The sequence below is a fragment of the Roseateles asaccharophilus genome, assembly GCF_004362405.1.
Classification (GTDB): Bacteria; Pseudomonadota; Gammaproteobacteria; order Burkholderiales; family Burkholderiaceae_C; genus Kinneretia; species Kinneretia asaccharophila.
In genome coordinates this window covers 575,756-590,199 of the sequence record NZ_SNXE01000001.1, presented here as the reverse complement: position 1 = coordinate 590,199, position 14,444 = coordinate 575,756, and the positions used below count along the sequence as shown (strand labels likewise).

General features: G+C 68.0%; 17 protein-coding genes. 1 reads left to right on the top strand and 16 read right to left on the bottom strand.

What is annotated here, in order from left to right; genetic code table 11:
• Positions 1 to 12: 12 nt before the first annotated feature.
• From soxX to DFR39_RS02625, 7 genes are all read right to left on the bottom strand, one after another.
• Positions 13 to 663 (bottom strand): sulfur oxidation c-type cytochrome SoxX, encoded by a 651-nt coding sequence (gene soxX / locus DFR39_RS02655; RefSeq protein ID WP_133601975.1) that lies wholly within the window; start codon positions 661 to 663, stop codon positions 13 to 15.
• 18 nt (positions 664 to 681) lie between these two features.
• A complete protein-coding gene (gene soxA, locus DFR39_RS02650) occupies positions 682 to 1,488 on the bottom strand; it encodes a sulfur oxidation c-type cytochrome SoxA (protein WP_133601974.1) in 807 nt (268 codons plus the stop codon).
• 37 nt (positions 1,489 to 1,525) lie between these two features.
• Positions 1,526 to 1,837 carry a thiosulfate oxidation carrier complex protein SoxZ gene (soxZ, locus tag DFR39_RS02645; RefSeq protein WP_133601973.1) on the bottom strand — a complete coding sequence of 104 codons (312 nt, stop codon included), beginning with the start codon at positions 1,835 to 1,837 and terminating at the stop codon, positions 1,526 to 1,528.
• Between the two features lie 143 nt (positions 1,838 to 1,980).
• On the bottom strand, positions 1,981 to 2,445 hold the full coding sequence (soxY, locus tag DFR39_RS02640) for a thiosulfate oxidation carrier protein SoxY (RefSeq protein ID WP_133601972.1): 465 nt from the start codon (positions 2,443 to 2,445) through the stop codon (positions 1,981 to 1,983).
• A 68-nt stretch (positions 2,446 to 2,513) separates the two neighbouring features.
• Positions 2,514 to 3,569: a c-type cytochrome gene (locus DFR39_RS02635; protein ID WP_133601971.1), complete on the bottom strand. Its 1,056-nt coding sequence runs from the start codon at positions 3,567 to 3,569 to the stop codon at positions 2,514 to 2,516.
• Positions 3,553 to 4,920, bottom strand: coding sequence for a sulfite dehydrogenase (gene soxC / locus DFR39_RS02630; RefSeq protein WP_133601970.1), 1,368 nt, complete (start codon positions 4,918 to 4,920; stop codon positions 3,553 to 3,555). Before soxC ends, DFR39_RS02635 begins: the two co-directional genes overlap by 17 nt.
• A 13-nt stretch (positions 4,921 to 4,933) precedes the next feature.
• Positions 4,934 to 5,299 (bottom strand): ArsR/SmtB family transcription factor, encoded by a 366-nt coding sequence (locus DFR39_RS02625; protein WP_133601969.1) that lies wholly within the window; start codon positions 5,297 to 5,299, stop codon positions 4,934 to 4,936.
• A gap of 146 nt (positions 5,300 to 5,445) precedes the next feature.
• Between DFR39_RS02625 and DFR39_RS02620 the strand changes: the two genes are divergently transcribed.
• Positions 5,446 to 6,468: a GGDEF domain-containing protein gene (locus DFR39_RS02620; RefSeq protein ID WP_162849388.1), complete on the top strand. Its 1,023-nt coding sequence runs from the start codon at positions 5,446 to 5,448 to the stop codon at positions 6,466 to 6,468.
• A 33-nt stretch (positions 6,469 to 6,501) separates the two neighbouring features.
• On the opposite strand, the gene DFR39_RS02615 is transcribed toward DFR39_RS02620, so the two are convergent.
• The 9 genes from DFR39_RS02615 to DFR39_RS02575 all read right to left on the bottom strand — a co-directional run bounded on the left by DFR39_RS02615 (position 6,502) and on the right by DFR39_RS02575 (position 14,442).
• A complete protein-coding gene (locus DFR39_RS02615) occupies positions 6,502 to 7,320 on the bottom strand; it encodes an HDOD domain-containing protein (protein WP_133601967.1) in 819 nt (272 codons plus the stop codon).
• Positions 7,321 to 7,373: 53 nt separating this feature from the next.
• Positions 7,374 to 8,135, bottom strand: a complete 762-nt coding sequence (locus tag DFR39_RS02610; protein ID WP_133601966.1) for a TSUP family transporter — start codon at positions 8,133 to 8,135, stop codon at positions 7,374 to 7,376.
• A 268-nt stretch (positions 8,136 to 8,403) separates the two neighbouring features.
• The gene (locus DFR39_RS02605; protein WP_133601965.1) at positions 8,404 to 9,333 is read right to left on the bottom strand and encodes a CysB family HTH-type transcriptional regulator; all 930 of its coding nucleotides are present in this window, start codon (positions 9,331 to 9,333) and stop codon (positions 8,404 to 8,406) included.
• On the bottom strand, positions 9,330 to 10,367 hold the full coding sequence (locus tag DFR39_RS02600) for a sulfate/molybdate ABC transporter ATP-binding protein (protein ID WP_133601964.1): 1,038 nt from the start codon (positions 10,365 to 10,367) through the stop codon (positions 9,330 to 9,332). Before DFR39_RS02600 ends, DFR39_RS02605 begins: the two co-directional genes overlap by 4 nt.
• Entirely contained in the window at positions 10,364 to 11,251 is an 888-nt protein-coding gene (cysW, locus tag DFR39_RS02595) for a sulfate ABC transporter permease subunit CysW (RefSeq protein WP_133601963.1), read from the bottom strand. The genes DFR39_RS02600 and cysW overlap by 4 nt, the downstream gene beginning before the upstream one ends.
• Entirely contained in the window at positions 11,248 to 12,138 is an 891-nt protein-coding gene (gene cysT, locus DFR39_RS02590) for a sulfate ABC transporter permease subunit CysT (RefSeq protein ID WP_133601962.1), read from the bottom strand. The genes cysW and cysT overlap by 4 nt, the downstream gene beginning before the upstream one ends.
• 14 nt (positions 12,139 to 12,152) lie before the next feature.
• Complete coding sequence (locus tag DFR39_RS02585; RefSeq protein ID WP_133601961.1) at positions 12,153 to 13,166, bottom strand: sulfate ABC transporter substrate-binding protein; 1,014 nt, start codon at positions 13,164 to 13,166, stop codon at positions 12,153 to 12,155.
• Positions 13,167 to 13,318: 152 nt separating this feature from the next.
• On the bottom strand, positions 13,319 to 13,789 hold the full coding sequence (locus DFR39_RS02580) for a hypothetical protein (protein WP_133601960.1): 471 nt from the start codon (positions 13,787 to 13,789) through the stop codon (positions 13,319 to 13,321).
• Between the two features lie 89 nt (positions 13,790 to 13,878).
• Positions 13,879 to 14,442 carry a tRNA-uridine aminocarboxypropyltransferase gene (locus tag DFR39_RS02575; RefSeq protein WP_133601959.1) on the bottom strand — a complete coding sequence of 188 codons (564 nt, stop codon included), beginning with the start codon at positions 14,440 to 14,442 and terminating at the stop codon, positions 13,879 to 13,881.
• Positions 14,443 to 14,444 lie beyond the last annotated feature (2 nt).

The following is a 14,444-nucleotide window of genomic DNA, read 5'->3' as shown; positions in this document are numbered from 1 at the left end:
GGGACGAACGCGCTACTGCGCGTTGACAGGGGATTTGGGGTCCAGCAGCAGGGCCATGATGTCGCGCACCTGGGCCTCGGTCAGCACGCCGGCGTGGCCGAAGCGCGGCATGCCGGAGCAGGCGTTGTAGGCCTTGGCGTTCCAGATCTTGCCCCAGGTGTATTGCACGATGGCGGCCGTCTCGGGGGCGGCGGGATCGCTGACGCCGCGCAGCTTGCCGTACTGGTAGAGGCTGGGGCCGATGGTGCCGAAGCTGATCTCGGCCTTGCTGATCTGGTGGCAGTTGTAGCAGTTGCCGCCGCTGGGCGCGCCGGCCGCATCGGTCCAGGTCATGCCGCGGCCATTCTGTGCCAGCTTCTCGCCCTCGCGCCAGTCACCCAGGTACTGGCCGCCGGCAGGCCACTTGATCGTGGCCATCTGCTCGGCCTCGATGCGCTGCTGGGTGGCCGCGTCCGGCTGGTTCTCGGCGGAGCAGGCTCGCTGGGCCAGGTCTTGCTCGACCCGGTCCATCTTGGCGATGCCCTGCCCACGGAAGGATGCCTTCATCATGGCCTGGGCCTCGGCATCCAGCTCGGCGCTGCTGGGCAGGCTGGCGCAACCGACCAGGGCCAGGGCGCTCAGGCCGCCGGCCAGGGCCAGCATCTTCTTGTGCTTGCTGTGCATGGGACTCTCCTGCGGGCTTCAGCGCTTGATGGAAGGGGCGATGGAGACGGCCCCCTTGCTGTTGACGCCCATATAGGTCGCCAGGGCGATGGTCACGTCCGAGGCATAGCCCGGGAAGGGGAAGCGCTGCTGGCGGAAGCAGTCGTTGAGGCGGCGCTGCATGCCCCAGAGCTCGCCGCTGGAGACGCGGTAGGCCGGCCAGGCCGCGAAGCCCACGCCGTCACCCGGGTTCTTGGTCAGATTGGGCAGGTCCTGCAGGCGGATGCGCTTGCCGTCCTCGCCATGGCAGGAGGCACAGGCGAAATCGTAGGGGCCGCCGCGGAAGAAGAAGGCGCGCTTGCCCAGCTCGTAGCTGCGACGCTCCTGCTCATGCGCCTGGGGCAGATTGAACTTGAGTCCGCGCGACTCGGCCGAGATCCAGGCCACCAGGCCCTCGAGGTTCTTCTGCTCCTCGCGGCCAAAGGGGGTGGCGGCAATCTGCTTGGCGTCCAGGCCCTGCAGGGTCTCCATGCAGCTCAGCAGGCGGGACTCCAGGTCCTGCATGCGGCCGGTGTCGGCAAAGTAGCGCGGCAGCTCCACGAAGGCGCCCTTGACCACGCCGGGGCCCTTGCCCAGATCGCAGCGCTCCAGCGAGGCGTTCTTGGGCCCGCGCCTGGTCTTCCACAAGTCCTCGCCCCTGGCCTCGAACAGCTCGGCCGGGTTGCCATCGGCCAGCATGGCGCGGTATTGCGCGATACCGTCGGCCGAGCTGGTCTGGGCCAGGGCCGGCGCGGCGCACAGGCCCGCCAGCATGCAGGCCACGGCGGTGCGAACGAGTTTCCGCATGCGTGTCTCCTTGTGCTTGTTATCGGCCCGGTGGGGCTCAGGCGACCGTGGCCTCGTCCGTGCGCTTGTCGCCGCGGTTGTCGACCCAGCTGACGCTGAGCTTGTCGCCGGCCTTGGCGCCCTTGACCGTGAACTGCAGAAAGGGGTTCTTGGAAACGGCCGGGCCCCATTGCGCCGTCATCACCGTCTTGCCATTCAGGGCCGCGCTGACGTCGGTGATGTACCAGGCCGGAATGGTCTTGCCGGCGGCATCCTTGCGCTGGCCGGTTTCCATCTCGTGGCTCATCAGCACACGCACCACCGCATTGCCGCCTTGCGCCTGGGCGCGAATTCGCATCGGATCTGCCATTTGTCTATCTCCTGTTCGTATTCAAGTCGTTCGCCGGGCCGCCCCAAGAACGACGCCTGCAAGCGACCATGGGGCCAGGGCCCCGAGGCGCTTGCGCCCCCTCGGGGGGCCGCTCGCGTACCCGCGAGCGAGGGGCTGACACTTCACCCGCCGCAGCCACCCAGGGTGACCTTGACTTCCTTCTGGGCAAACAAGACCTTGTTGTCGGCGGTGATGGCCACGGCGTAGACATTGGAGGTCTGACCCATCTTCACCCGGGTGGACATGCTGGGCTCCACCGCATCGCTGACCTCGAAGGCCGCTGCCAGCACATTGGGATTCTTCTCGACCAGGAGCAGCAGGCGCTTGACGCCCGCAGCCGCACTGGCCACCCCCAGGGGCACGACCGCACCGTTCTCGGCGATGTCCGGACCGGTGAGCGTGACTTCCTTGCTCTCCACCGGCTTGGCCGTCAGGCCCATGGCCTTGAACATCTCGTCCATGCTCTTGGCATCGAAGGCGGCCCGGTTGAGCGCCTGGGCCTGGGCCAGGCCCGGCAGCAAGCCGGCGCTGGCCAGCAGGCCAGCCACCACGGCGCTGTGTTGCATCATGTCTCGGCGATTCAGCATGGCGTCTCCTTGATCTCGATCATCTATTGTCGGGCTTGAGTGCCCCGTCCGCAGCGTGGGCGTGCGCATCACGGCCTGGCCCCCTCGGCCAGCCAATCCACGATGGCCTTGAGATCGGCCTCGGGCACATGGGCCTGGGCCGGCATGGGCACCGGCCCCCAGACGCCGGCGCTACCGCTTCTGAGCTTCTCACTGAGATAGTCGCGCCGATCCGGCCGATCACGGTAGCGCGCAGCCACCTCGCGCAGAGAGGGGCCGACCAGCTTGCCGTCCACCTGGTGGCAGGCCAGGCAGGCGTGCTGCTGCAACAGGGCCGTGACCGGCTTGGCCACGGCCGGCGCCGCCGTGGCCTGGGCGGCCGGGGCCGCCGCCTTGCGCAGCGTGTCCTGTCCGCGCTGCGGCCCCACCAGGCGCTGCTGCTGGGCCAGATTGCCGTGGGCATCGCGGGCGAACTCCGGCAGGTAGGAGCTAATCCTGGGCTCGGTTGCGCAGTTCTTCATGCAGGCCGACCCCTGCACATCGGGCTGGCGCCGCTGGCCATCGGGCCACATGGTGAGCGTGTTGATCTTGCCGTGACGGTTGGGCAGGCGCTGCTGCACCTGGGCCATATTCTTGTCGGACAGCTCGCCGTCGGCCGGCAGCACATCGGCCAGGGAGAGCAGATAGGCCGTGACCGCATAGACCTCGTCCGGCTTCAAGGTCTTGGGCGCGGTCCAGGGCATGGCGCGGTTGATGTAGTCCCACAAGGACGTGATCTCGGACACCTTCATCATGGTGGTCCGGCCGGGATAGCTGTTGTTGCGCAGGGCCGCCACGCGGCCGGTCCTGATGTCTTCTTTCGTGGTGCCGCCCACCAGGGGATTAAAGACCTCGTTGGACTCGCCGAACACGCCGTGGCAGCCGGCGCATTTGGCCTCCCAGAGATCCTGGCCCTGGGCCACGGTGCCGCGGCCCGGCGGCAGGCCGCGCAGATCGGGGCGCACATCGATGTCCCAGGCCCTGAGCTCGGCCGGGGTGGCCGTGCGGCCTATGCCCTCGAACCTCGGGGCCGATGTCTGCGCCTGGGCCAGCGAGGCTGCGGCCAGCAGCGCGGCCACCAGCAGGCGGCTAGGAGAGCTGAACATTCTTCACCTCCCCGGACTCCTGCACCAGCCAGGTCTGGATGGCGTTGTTGTGATAAATCGAGCGCGTGCCGCGCACCGCGCGCAACTGGCCGTAGTTGGGCTGCACATGGCCGGTCTCGTCGGTGGCCCGACTCATGACCAGGGCGGGCCTGCCGTCCCAGACCCAGTCCAGATTGAAGCGGGTCAGGCATTTGTCCATCACCGGGCCCTGCAGACGCGCCGCGCGCCAGTTGCGCCCGCCATCCACCGAGACATCCACCTTGGCGATGCGCCCACGGCCCGACCAGGCCAGGCCGCTGATGCTGTAGAAGCCCTTGTCCAGCAAGACCTGACCCCCGCTGGGCGTGGTCACCACGCTCTTGACCTCCTGGATGGAGGTGTACTCGCGGTGCAGGCCGTCGGGCATCAGGTCGATATAGTGGATGTTCTCGTCCTTGGTCGCCCAGGGCTGGTCCCCCACCTCGATGCGGCGCAGGTATTTCACCCAGCTCACGCCCTGCACACCCGGCACCACCAGGCGCAGCGGGTAGCCGTTCTCGGGGCGCAGCATCTCGCCGTTCTGGCCATAGGCCAGCAGCACCTCGCCGCGCCTCACCAGCTCCATGGGAAGGGTGCGGGTCATGGAGGAGCCGTCGGCGCCCTCGGCCAGCACGAAGCGGGCGCGCTTCAGGTCGACGCCGCACATTTCCAGCACATCGATCAGGCGCACGCCGGTGAACTCGCTGCAGCTGAGCATGCCGTGGGTGTACTGCACGGTGGGCACGGCCACATTGCCCCACTCCATGCCGGTATTGGCGCCGCACTCGATGAAGTGAAAGCGCGAGACGCTGGGCAGGCGCATCAGCTCGTCCATGGTGAAGACCATGGGGCGCTTGAGCATCTTCTCGTCCGAGCCGTTGACCATGAGGCGATGGCCGCTGGGATCGATGTCCCACCAACCCTGGTGATGGCGCTCGAAGTGCAGGCCGCTGGGCGTGACGATGCCGAACAGGCCCTGCAAGGGCGCGAAGGACACCGAGGCCTGGCGGGTCTGGGTCAGCCCCGGACTCGGGCGGCGCTGCAGATTGGCCTCGTACCTGGAGGGCTTGCCATAGCCCTCCAGCGCCACCGGCTGGCCCAGGGCCGTGGAGTGCGGCGGCAGATTCAGGATGTTCGGATCACCGCCCCCGGCCGGCACGGGATTGGCCTGGCCGCGCGCGGCCCCCGCCAGCAGGGCCGCACTGGCCGCGGCAAAGGCAGCGCGCAGCAGGCCGCGCCGCGCCGGCAGCGATGCTTCGCTCGCCAAGCGCTGGAGATCGAGGAAATGCTCCGGGGCCGGCAGCAGGCGGGCGGGTCTCAGGGGCGCGCTCATGACAATCCGGCGCTCAGTGACGCGGCGCCAGCAGGCGCTGCTCGGGGGCCAGGGCGGCCGGGTCCTCGATCTCGATGGCGATCTGGGTGCAGACCGCGCGGCACAGGGCCACGGCGCGCTCGTTCTGCACGCGGTAGAAGATCTGTACCCCCTCCCGCCGCCGGGCCAGGATGCCGGCCCGGTAGAGATGGGCCAGATGCTGGGAGACATTGGGCTGGCTGCTGCCCAGCTCGCTCACCAGCTCACCCACCGTCTTCTCGCATCGGCACAGGGCGCTGATGATCTTGAGGCGCAAGGGGGTGGCCATCAGGCCGAACAGCTCGGCGGCCATCTCGTAAACGCGATCGGCCTCGTCGGGGGCGGATTGAGCGCTGTCCATGTCTACCAGCTTTCCATCCAAATATAAGTAATTACGAATTTAGTTCGTGATCCCGCCCCCGCACCCCGGACATACCCGGAGTCGATGCCCATGCCGCGGCATCCATGCCGCGGGCACAATTTCACGAGTCCCCGCAAGCCCTTCGCATGAAGCTCAGCCCCCGCCTCCTCCGCAAGGCCCTGACCTCGCCCGCCGGCGCATCGCTCAAGACCCGGGCGATGCTGCTGATGCTGAGCGTGGGGCTGTCCGGCGTGGGCCTGGCCAGCCTGATACGCAGCCACCACGAAGCCAGCCTCGGCACGGATCAGGTCCTCGGCATGGCCTTGCAGGATCTGCTGCTGGTGCTGGCCGTGGGCCTGGTCTTCATGCTGCTGCTGGAGAACGCCCTGCTGCGCCCGCTGCGCCGTCTGGCGGAGCAGGCCCATGCCTTCGACCCCACCCAGCCACCTCCCAGCTGGCTGGAGAAGCAGGACGGCGGTCCGCGCGAGCTGCAGCAGATCAACCAGGCTTTCGAGCGCGTGCAGCAGAGCATGGGGGCCCAGCTGCGCCGCGAGCAGAACCGGGCGGAGCAACTGCGCCTCGAGGTGGAGCAGCGCAGCCTGGCCCTGGAGCAGGCCCGGCTGGCCCTGGAGTCCGCCCAGCGCGAACTGGCCAGCCTGAGCCGCCACGATGCCCTGACCGGCCTGGCCAACCGGCGCGAGTTCGATGATGCGCTGCGCCGCGAGTTCAAGCGTGCGCAGCGCCAGCAAGGCCTGCTGGCCTTGGCGGTGCTGGACCTGGACCACTTCCGGGCCTACAACGAGGCCCTGGGGCGGGAGGCCGGCGACGCCGTCCTGCGGCAGATGGCCCAGCTGCTGGCGGACCGCTTCAAGCGCGACACCGATCTGGTGGCGCGCCTGGGCGGTGAGGAATTTGGCGTGCTGCTGCCGGGCTGTGACCGCGATCAGGCCCAGGACCTGCTGGAACAGCTGCGCGAGGCTCTCGCGGCCCTGGCCATCCCGCATCCCAAGGGCTCAGCCACAAGCCCTCGGCTCACGCTGAGCGTAGGTCTGGCCGTCTTCCGCCCGGCGCAGACCTATCTGAGCCCGCAGGCCCTGCTGCAGGCGGCCGACGAGGCCCTGTACGTGGCCAAGCACGCCGGTCGCGACCGCCTCAGCCTGGCGGCCTGAATCTCACCGCCACCGCCGGACGCCGGCCCGGGCTTATCGGCCGTGCGCCTGCGCTTCCTGCAGCTGCTCGCTGACCCGGCGTGCGGCGCGCAGCACCAGGGTCTCGTCCAGCTGGGCCTGGGGGGCGATGGCGCGGGCCACGTCTTCCAGCTCCTCGGGCTTGTGCATCAGAGCCCAGGCCATGACGGAGATGGCGCAGACGCTGCGGCGCTGCACCAGGTCGGGAATGATCAGGCTGTCCTGCATCTGCACATGGTGGCGCACGCTGGCCACCGCGGCCTGGGCCAGGCCCCAGCTCTCGCACAGGGCGGCGCCCAGGGCATCGTGGCTCACGCCAAAAGCCGTGTGCTCCAGCTGCACCAGCTCGGCGTCGCGCGTGGCGGCGCGAAGCATGGCCGGGTAATGGGCCGAGGCATGACGGTACAGCACGGCCTTGCCACATTCCTCGAACAGGCCGGCCGAGTGTGCGGCCCAGGGGTCCACACCCAGCATCTGGCCCATGCGCCCCATCAGCAGTCCGCGTCGCGAGGCGCGCTGCCAGACCGGTTCCAGCTCGGCCGCCGAGGGAAAGGCGGCACGCAGGCCCATCTCGAAAGTGATGGCCGCGACCTCGCGCATGCCCAGATAGGTCAGGGCCTGGTGCACGGTCTGCACCCGGCCCTGCAGGCCGTAAAGCGAGGAGTTGACCGCCTTGAGGACCGCCGCGGCCAGGGCCATATCGGACTCCACCAGGGCCGAGATGGCCGGCAGGTCCACATCCTCATCCGCCATCAACAGGGACAGCTTGACCAGCACCTCGGGTTGGGTGGGGATCTCGATGTCAAGCGAACGGAGTTGGGGATCGACGGGCATGAGGGCGTGATTTGCGGAGATGAGCAGTGGGCGAATGGTAGCGCCAGCCGCGGCTAGCGCATGAAAGCATCCCAGCCGGTCTTCAGGATCAGGGCACTGACCACCAGCACGAACATGCCGCGCACAAAGCCCGCCCCATGCTTGAGGGCCAGCCGGGTGCCCAGCAGGCTACCGAGCACATTGGTCACCGCCATGACCGCCGCGATATGCCACCAGACATGGCCCTTGAGCGCAAACAGCAGCAGGGCCGAGGCATTGGTGGCCGTGTTCAGCAGCTTGGCACTGGCCGAGGCGTGCAGGAAATCAAAGCCCAGCAGGCGCACGAAGAGAAAGACGAAGAAGCTGCCGGTGCCGGGACCGAAGAAGCCGTCGTAGAAGCCGATGGTGAGCCCGATGGCGCTGGCCACCAGGGCCTCGCGCCCGCCGCGGTAGCGCGGTTGATGCTCGCGGCCCAGGTCCTTCTTGAGCAGGGTGTAGATCAGCACCGCCAGCAGAATCAGGGGCAGGGCCTTGCGCAGACCGCTGGGATCCACCAGGGTCACGGCCCAGGCCCCCACAAAACTGCCCCCCAGGGCCGCGCCTGCGGCGGGCAGCAGCGCGTGCCAGGGCAAGGTGACGCGGCGGGCGTACTGCAGACTGGCCCAGGCCGTGCCCCAGATGGCCCCGCCCTTGTTGGTGCCGAACAGGGTGGCCGGCGCCGCGCCCGGAAAGACGCTGAACAGGGCCGGCACCAGGATCAGCCCACCGCCACCCACGATGGCATCCACAAAGCCGGCCATCAGGGAGGCCAACGCCACGGTCAGAAGTTCAAGCATTCAACAAGCCGGCGCCAAGCGCAATAAAAACGGGCACCACTGAGGTGCCCGCGAATGGTGACAGTGTCACCGAATTCTCTTGTCTTGATTCTGAACGCTTTGCTTTGTTTGTCTCCTCAGCCCCGCCTGGCAGCCGCTGTTCGCACAATGACCGCATCGAGTGCCTTGCAATGTAGGCACTTGGGCTCATGCACGCACTTGGGGTTTTCACTTGTGAAGATGCACCGCAATGGTGCGATGCGCGGCGGGGGGTGGACGGCGCCCGTCCTCAGACCGGCTCACCGTCCAGGGCGGCGCGCACCACCTCCTCGCTGAGCTCGGCCACGCATTCCTGCAGGAAGCGATAGGCAAAGCCGCGCAGATAGTGACCGCGCTTGAGCGCGATGCGGGTGGTGTTGGCCTGGAACAGAGCCGAGGCGTCCAGCAGCTGCAAGCCCTGGTCGCGCTGGGGCTCGAAGGCCATGGCCGCCACGATGCCCACGCCCAGGCCCACCTGCACATAGGTCTTGATCACATCGGCGTCCAGGGCCGACATCACGATGTCCGGGCTCAGGCCCGCGGCGGCAAAGCTGGCATCGATGCGCGCCCGGCCGGTATAGCCCTCGTGATAGGTGATGAGCGGATGCTCGGCCAGCTGCTCCAGACTCAAGGCCCCGGCGCGCGCCAGGGCATGACCCTCGGGCACGACCACGGCATGGCGCCACTCGTAGAAAGGAAAGGTGACGAACTGATCCTGGGCCTGCAGGGCCTCGGTGGCGATGCCGAGGTCCGCCTCGCCCGACTGCAGCAGGGCCACGATCTCGGCCGGGCTGCCCTGATGCAGCACCAGATGCACCTTGGGAAAGGCCGCCTTGAAGCGAGCCACCACCTGCGGCAGGGCGTAACGCGCCTGGGTGTGGGTGGTGGCGATGGTCAGCCTACCCTGCTCAGCACCCGAGAACTGCTCGGCCAGGCGCTTGATGTTCTTGGCGTCCAGCAGCATGCGCTCGACGATGACGGCCAGCTCCTTGCCCGGCTCGGTCAGGCCCAGCAAGCGCTTGCCGCGGCGCACGAAGAGCTCCACGCCCAGCTCGTCCTCCAGATCCTTGATGTGCTTGGACACCCCGGACTGCGAGGTGAACAGGGCCGCGGCCACATCGGTCAGATTGAAATTCTGCTGGACCGCCTCGCGAATGATGCGCAGCTGCTGGAAATTCATGCGGCCTGGACCTTGTGCTCGAACAGGCTCAGGCGCGAGGCGCTCAGGCGCACTGCTTGGCCGGACTGCAGGTTCAGCGCCGCCGCCTGCTCGCGGCTGAGCTCGGCCTCCAGATGACGGCCGTCGGCCGCGCTCAGTTCCACACGGCTGGCCGCACCAAAGCTCAGCACCCGCTCCACCCGGGCCGCTAGGCCGGCGGCGGCCGGGTCGGTGATGATCTGCAGCTCATGCGGGCGGGCATAGGCCAGCACCGGACCGGCCGCGCCGGCGCCATGACCCAGCTGGCCGATCTCCTCGGCGTGCTCGAAACGGTTGACCGCGCCGAGGAAGCCGTAGACGAAGGGCGTGGCCGGGCGCTCATAGACCTCGGCCGGCGTGCCCACCTGCTCCACCTTGCCGTGATCCATCAGCACCACGCGGTCGGCCACTTCCAGGGCCTCTTCCTGATCGTGGGTGACGAAGACGCTGGTGATGTGCAGCTCATCATGCAGGCGGCGCAGCCAGCGGCGCAGCTCCTTGCGCACCTTGGCGTCCAGGGCGCCGAAGGGCTCGTCCAGCAACAGCACGCGCGGCTCCACGGCCAGGGCGCGGGCCAGGGCGATGCGCTGGCGCTGGCCGCCGCTGAGCTGGGGCGGAAAGCGGTCGGCCAGCCAGTCCAGCTGCACCAGGTTCAGCAGCTCGTGCACCTTCTTGCGGATCACGGCCTCGCTGGGCCGCTGCTTGCGCGGCTTGACGCGCAGACCGAAGGCCACGTTGTCGAACACCGTCATGTGGCGGAACAGGGCGTAGTGCTGGAACACAAAGCCGACCTGGCGCTCGCGCACATGGGTGTCGGAGGCGTCTTCGCCATCCAGCAAGACCTGGCCCCGGTCGGCCGTCTCCAGACCCGCGATGATGCGCAGCAGCGTGGTCTTGCCGCAGCCCGAGGGGCCCAGCAGGGCGACCAGCTCGCCGGTCGGGAAGTCGAGGCTCACATCGCCCAGGGCGGTGAAGCTGCCGAAGGACTTGTGGACATTGCGGACTTGAATGCTCATGGCTGCGTTTCCAGGCGGGCCCTGCTGGCGCGCCATTCGATGAATTGCTTGAGAACCAGGGTCACCAGGGCCAGCAGGGCCAGCAGGGACGCCACCGCAAAGGCCGCGGCAAACTGGTACTCGTTGTAGAGGATCTCGACATGCAGGGGCAGGGTGTTGGTCTGGCCGCGGATATGGCCCGAGACCACCGAGACCGCACCGAACTCGCCCATGGCGCGTGCATTGCACAGGATCACGCCGTAGAGCAGGCCCCATTTGATATTGGGCAGGGTCACATGCCAGAAGGTCTGCCAGCCACTGGCGCCCAGCACGGTGGCGGCCTCCTCCTCGTCGCGGCCCTGGGCCTGCATCAGCGGGATCAGCTCGCGCGCCACGAAGGGGAAGGTGACGAAGACCGTGGCCAGCACGATGCCCGGCACCGCGAAGATGATCTTCACATCGTTCGCCTGCAGCCAGGGGCCGAACCAGCCCTGGGCGCCGAAGAGCAGCACATAGATCAGGCCCGCCACCACCGGCGAGACCGAGAAGGGCAGGTCGATGAAGGTGATCAGGAGCTGCTTGCCGCGGAAGTCGTGCTTGGCAATGGCCCAGGCCGCGCTGACGCCAAAGACCAGATTCAGCGGCACCGAGATCAGGGCCGCCAGCAGGGTGAGCTTGATGGCCGAGACCGCGTCGGGCTCGATCAGGGCGGCCAGATAGGTGTCCCAGCCCTTGCGCAGCGCCTCGGTGAACACGGCCACCAGGGGCAGGATCAGGAAGAGCACAAAGAAGCTCAGGCCCAGGGCCAGCAGGGTGTAGCGCACCCAGGGCGCCTCACGCGTGGCGGGGTTGCTCTGGTAGCGGCCCTTGGGCGCGCCCAGGGTGGAGCTGACGGCGCCGCTCATTTGCGACCCTCCTGGCCATTGCGGCGCGCACTCCAGGCCTGCAGACCATTGATGGCCAGCAGCAGCACGAAGGAGAAGATCAGCATCACGGTGGCAATCGCCGTGGCGCCCACATAGTCGTACTGCTCCAGCTTGGAGATGATCATCAAGGGCGTGATTTCACTGACCATGGGAATGTTGCCGGCGATGAAGATCACCGAGCCGTACTCGCCCACGGCGCGGGCAAAGGCCAGGGCGAAGCCCGTCAGCAGGGCCGGCAGCACGATGGGCAGGACCACCAGGCGGAAGGTCTGCCAGCGATGCGCGCCCAGGGAGGCTGCGGCCTCCTCCAGCTCGGTCTCCATGTCTTCCAGCACCGGCTGCACCGTGCGCACCACAAAGGGCAGGCCGATGAAGATCAGGGCCACCAGAATGCCCAGGGGCGTGAAGGCCACCTTGATGCCCCAGGGCGCCAGCAGCTGACCCAGCCAGCCATTGCCGGCATAGAGCGCCGTCAGGGAAATGCCGGCCACGGCCGTGGGCAGAGCGAAGGGCAGGTCGATCAGCGCGTCCACCAGCTTCTTGCCCGGGAACTCGTAGCGCACCAGGGACCAGGCCAGGATCAGGCCAAAGACCACATTGATGGCCGCGGCCAGCAGGGCGGTGCCAAAGCTCAGCTTGTACGAGGCCAGCACCCGCGGCGCGGTGGCGGCGGCCCAGAAGGCCTCAAAGCCATGACCGGCCGCCTTGATGAAGACCGCCGACAGCGGGATCAGCACCAGCAGCGAGAGATAGAACAGCGTGAAGCCGAGCGTAGGCCCGAAACCGGGCAACACGCGGCGCGGCTTGCGGCGTGGCGCGCTGGCGGGCGCGGCCGCACCAGAGCCGAGAACGGCGGTGGTGGTCATGGCAGAGGACTCGCTCAGCGCTTGGCGTTGGCCAGCACCAGCTGGTCGTACACGCCGCCGTCGGCGAAGTGGGTCTTGGAAACGGCCGGCCAGCCGCCCAGCAGGGAGTCCACGGTGAAGGTCTTCACCTTGGGAAAGCGCTGGGCATGGCGGGCGGCCACGGCGGCATCGCGGGGACGGAAGTTGTGGCGGGCGATGATCTCCTGCGCCTCGGGCGAGAACAGGAAGTCCGCATAGGCCTTGGCCGCCGCGGCCGTGCCTTTCTTGGCCACCACCTTGTCGACGATGGCCAGCGGGGCCTCGGCCTCGATGGTGATGCTGGGATAGACCACATCGAACTTGCCCTTGCCGACCTCGTTCTCGATCAGCTCGGCCTCGTTCTCGAAGGTCACCAGCACATCACCGATGTCGCGCTGGGTGAAGGTGGTGGTGGCGCCGCGGCCACCGCCGTCCAGCACCGGCACATTGGCCAGCAGCTTGCCCACGAACTCGCGGGCCTGGGCCTCGCTGCCGCCCTTGGAGATCACCGAGCCCCAGGCCGCCAGATAGGTGTAGCGGCCATTGCCCGAGGTCTTGGGGTTGGGCACGATGACCGAGACCCCGCTGCGCGCCAGATCGGCCCAGTCCTTGATGGCCTTGGGATTGCCCTTGCGCACCAGGAACACCGTGGTGCTGGTATAGGGCGCGGCCCCATGCGGGAAGGCCTGGCGCCAGTCTTTGCGCAGCAGGCCCTTGTCGGCCAGCAGATCCAGGTCGGTGGCCTGGTTCATGGTGACGATATCGGCCTCCAGGCCGCCCGCCACGGACAGGGCCTGACGGCTGGAACCACCGTGGGACTGGCTCACGGTCACGGTCTTGCCCGTCTTGCCCTGGTAGTGCTTGGCAAAGGCGGGGTTGATGTCCTTGTAGAGCTCGCGGCTCACGTCGTAGGAGACATTGAGCAGGGCTTCCTGAGCCAGGACGGGGGCGGCCGCCGCGGCACTCAGGGTGAGGATCAGGAGGGATTGGCGAAGGGCGGGGAGCAGCATGCGATTCTCGTACTCGGGCTCGGTGAGCCTGGGCCTGTGGGTGCGAAGGCCGCCAGAGTGCCAAGAAGCGCTTATTCGTGGAACAACAGTTTTTGTATTTGCTAATTCGGAAATTGCTTATAAGCCAAGGTCCATAGCCAGCAGGCCCATGCTCAGCCCTGCGGCCTGAAGCGGCGCGCCAGGCTGCCCGCCGTCACCACGCCGGCCAGGGCGGCCACCATATTCAGCAAGCCCCACAGCGGCGGCACCAGGGAGGACAGCAGCATGGCGGTCAGCGAGAGACTGCTGTAGTGCGGCATCTGGGCCGCCGCAAAGACGCCGTAGAACAGCCAGCCCAGCCAGGCCACACCCATGCCCCAGATGCAGGCGGCGGTGGTGGGGCGGCGGCCGCGCCGCTGGGGCCGGACCGTCAGATAGCTCCAACCCAGGGCCAGCACAAAGACCGGCAGGGCATAGACCAGGGACTCCCCCATGATGCGAGAAGCGCTGTCCCGGCCGCCAAAGACATAAAAGAGGTCATTGGGACCGAGCAATTCGGCCAGCAGACGGCTCATCAGCATGGCCGCGCAGTAAAGGGCCAGGCCGGAGAAGAAGGCGCCAATACGCCGCGTGTGCAGCATCATGATGAAACTCGCTGGAATGAGAGCAATGTCCCATTCTCGGGCGACACGAAGGCATGTGCCAGCCGCCCCCCCCTGTCCAGAGGGGCGTGCTAGCCCCGATGCCGGCGCTCGGCCAGGCGACTCACCAGGCTGTCGAAGGCCCGCCACAAATCATCCAGCCCCTGAATTCCGGGGTCCAGCTCTTGCAGGGCCAGGGCGGCAGCCTCCAGCGTGGAGAGTTGGTCCGGCCGCTGCGCCCGGCGCACGCTGTAGCGCGAGACAGCCGGCCCGGCCCACGAAAACCTGGGCAGGGCCTGCAGGGAAGGGTTCAAGGCGAGCATCTTGCGGCTCTTGCGCCAGGTGCCGTCCAGCAGCACCAGCCGGCTCGGCTGCCAGCCCCGGGGCCAGGGCCCATCCCCCTCACCGGGGTAGAGCAGGGCCGCACCGCTCAGCCGGGCCGGGTCCAGCAGGCCCGGGCCGAACTGTTCGCCCACCAGCAGCTCGCTGCGCGGCGCCAGACACAGATGCAGCAGGCGCGCGGTGTTCTTGGCCTGCAATTCCTCCAGCGGGTGCTGCAGGATCAGCAGCTCGATGCGGCTGCGGACCGGCCGCACCAGATCGCAAAGGCAGGTGCTCGGCGGGTGCAGGCAAGCAGGGCAACGGGGGCGGGACATGA

Excerpts from the sequence above, each read along its gene's own strand:
- soxX (WP_133601975.1), bottom strand. The coding sequence starts at position 663 with ATGCACAGCAAGCACAAGAAGATGCTGGCCCTGGCCGGCGGCCTGAGC.
- soxA (WP_133601974.1), bottom strand. The coding sequence starts at position 1,488 with ATGCGGAAACTCGTTCGCACCGCCGTGGCCTGCATGCTGGCGGGCCTG.
- soxZ (WP_133601973.1), bottom strand. The coding sequence starts at position 1,837 with ATGGCAGATCCGATGCGAATTCGCGCCCAGGCGCAAGGCGGCAATGCG.
- soxY (WP_133601972.1), bottom strand. The coding sequence starts at position 2,445 with ATGCTGAATCGCCGAGACATGATGCAACACAGCGCCGTGGTGGCTGGC.
- DFR39_RS02635 (WP_133601971.1), bottom strand. The coding sequence starts at position 3,569 with ATGTTCAGCTCTCCTAGCCGCCTGCTGGTGGCCGCGCTGCTGGCCGCA.
- soxC (WP_133601970.1), bottom strand. The coding sequence starts at position 4,920 with ATGAGCGCGCCCCTGAGACCCGCCCGCCTGCTGCCGGCCCCGGAGCAT.
- DFR39_RS02625 (WP_133601969.1), bottom strand. The coding sequence starts at position 5,299 with ATGGACAGCGCTCAATCCGCCCCCGACGAGGCCGATCGCGTTTACGAG.
- DFR39_RS02620 (WP_162849388.1), top strand. The coding sequence starts at position 5,446 with ATGAAGCTCAGCCCCCGCCTCCTCCGCAAGGCCCTGACCTCGCCCGCC.
- DFR39_RS02615 (WP_133601967.1), bottom strand. The coding sequence starts at position 7,320 with ATGCCCGTCGATCCCCAACTCCGTTCGCTTGACATCGAGATCCCCACC.
- DFR39_RS02610 (WP_133601966.1), bottom strand. The coding sequence starts at position 8,135 with ATGCTTGAACTTCTGACCGTGGCGTTGGCCTCCCTGATGGCCGGCTTT.
- DFR39_RS02605 (WP_133601965.1), bottom strand. The coding sequence starts at position 9,333 with ATGAATTTCCAGCAGCTGCGCATCATTCGCGAGGCGGTCCAGCAGAAT.
- DFR39_RS02600 (WP_133601964.1), bottom strand. The coding sequence starts at position 10,367 with ATGAGCATTCAAGTCCGCAATGTCCACAAGTCCTTCGGCAGCTTCACC.
- cysW (WP_133601963.1), bottom strand. The coding sequence starts at position 11,251 with ATGAGCGGCGCCGTCAGCTCCACCCTGGGCGCGCCCAAGGGCCGCTAC.
- cysT (WP_133601962.1), bottom strand. The coding sequence starts at position 12,138 with ATGACCACCACCGCCGTTCTCGGCTCTGGTGCGGCCGCGCCCGCCAGC.
- DFR39_RS02585 (WP_133601961.1), bottom strand. The coding sequence starts at position 13,166 with ATGCTGCTCCCCGCCCTTCGCCAATCCCTCCTGATCCTCACCCTGAGT.
- DFR39_RS02580 (WP_133601960.1), bottom strand. The coding sequence starts at position 13,789 with ATGATGCTGCACACGCGGCGTATTGGCGCCTTCTTCTCCGGCCTGGCC.
- DFR39_RS02575 (WP_133601959.1), bottom strand. The coding sequence starts at position 14,442 with ATGTCCCGCCCCCGTTGCCCTGCTTGCCTGCACCCGCCGAGCACCTGC.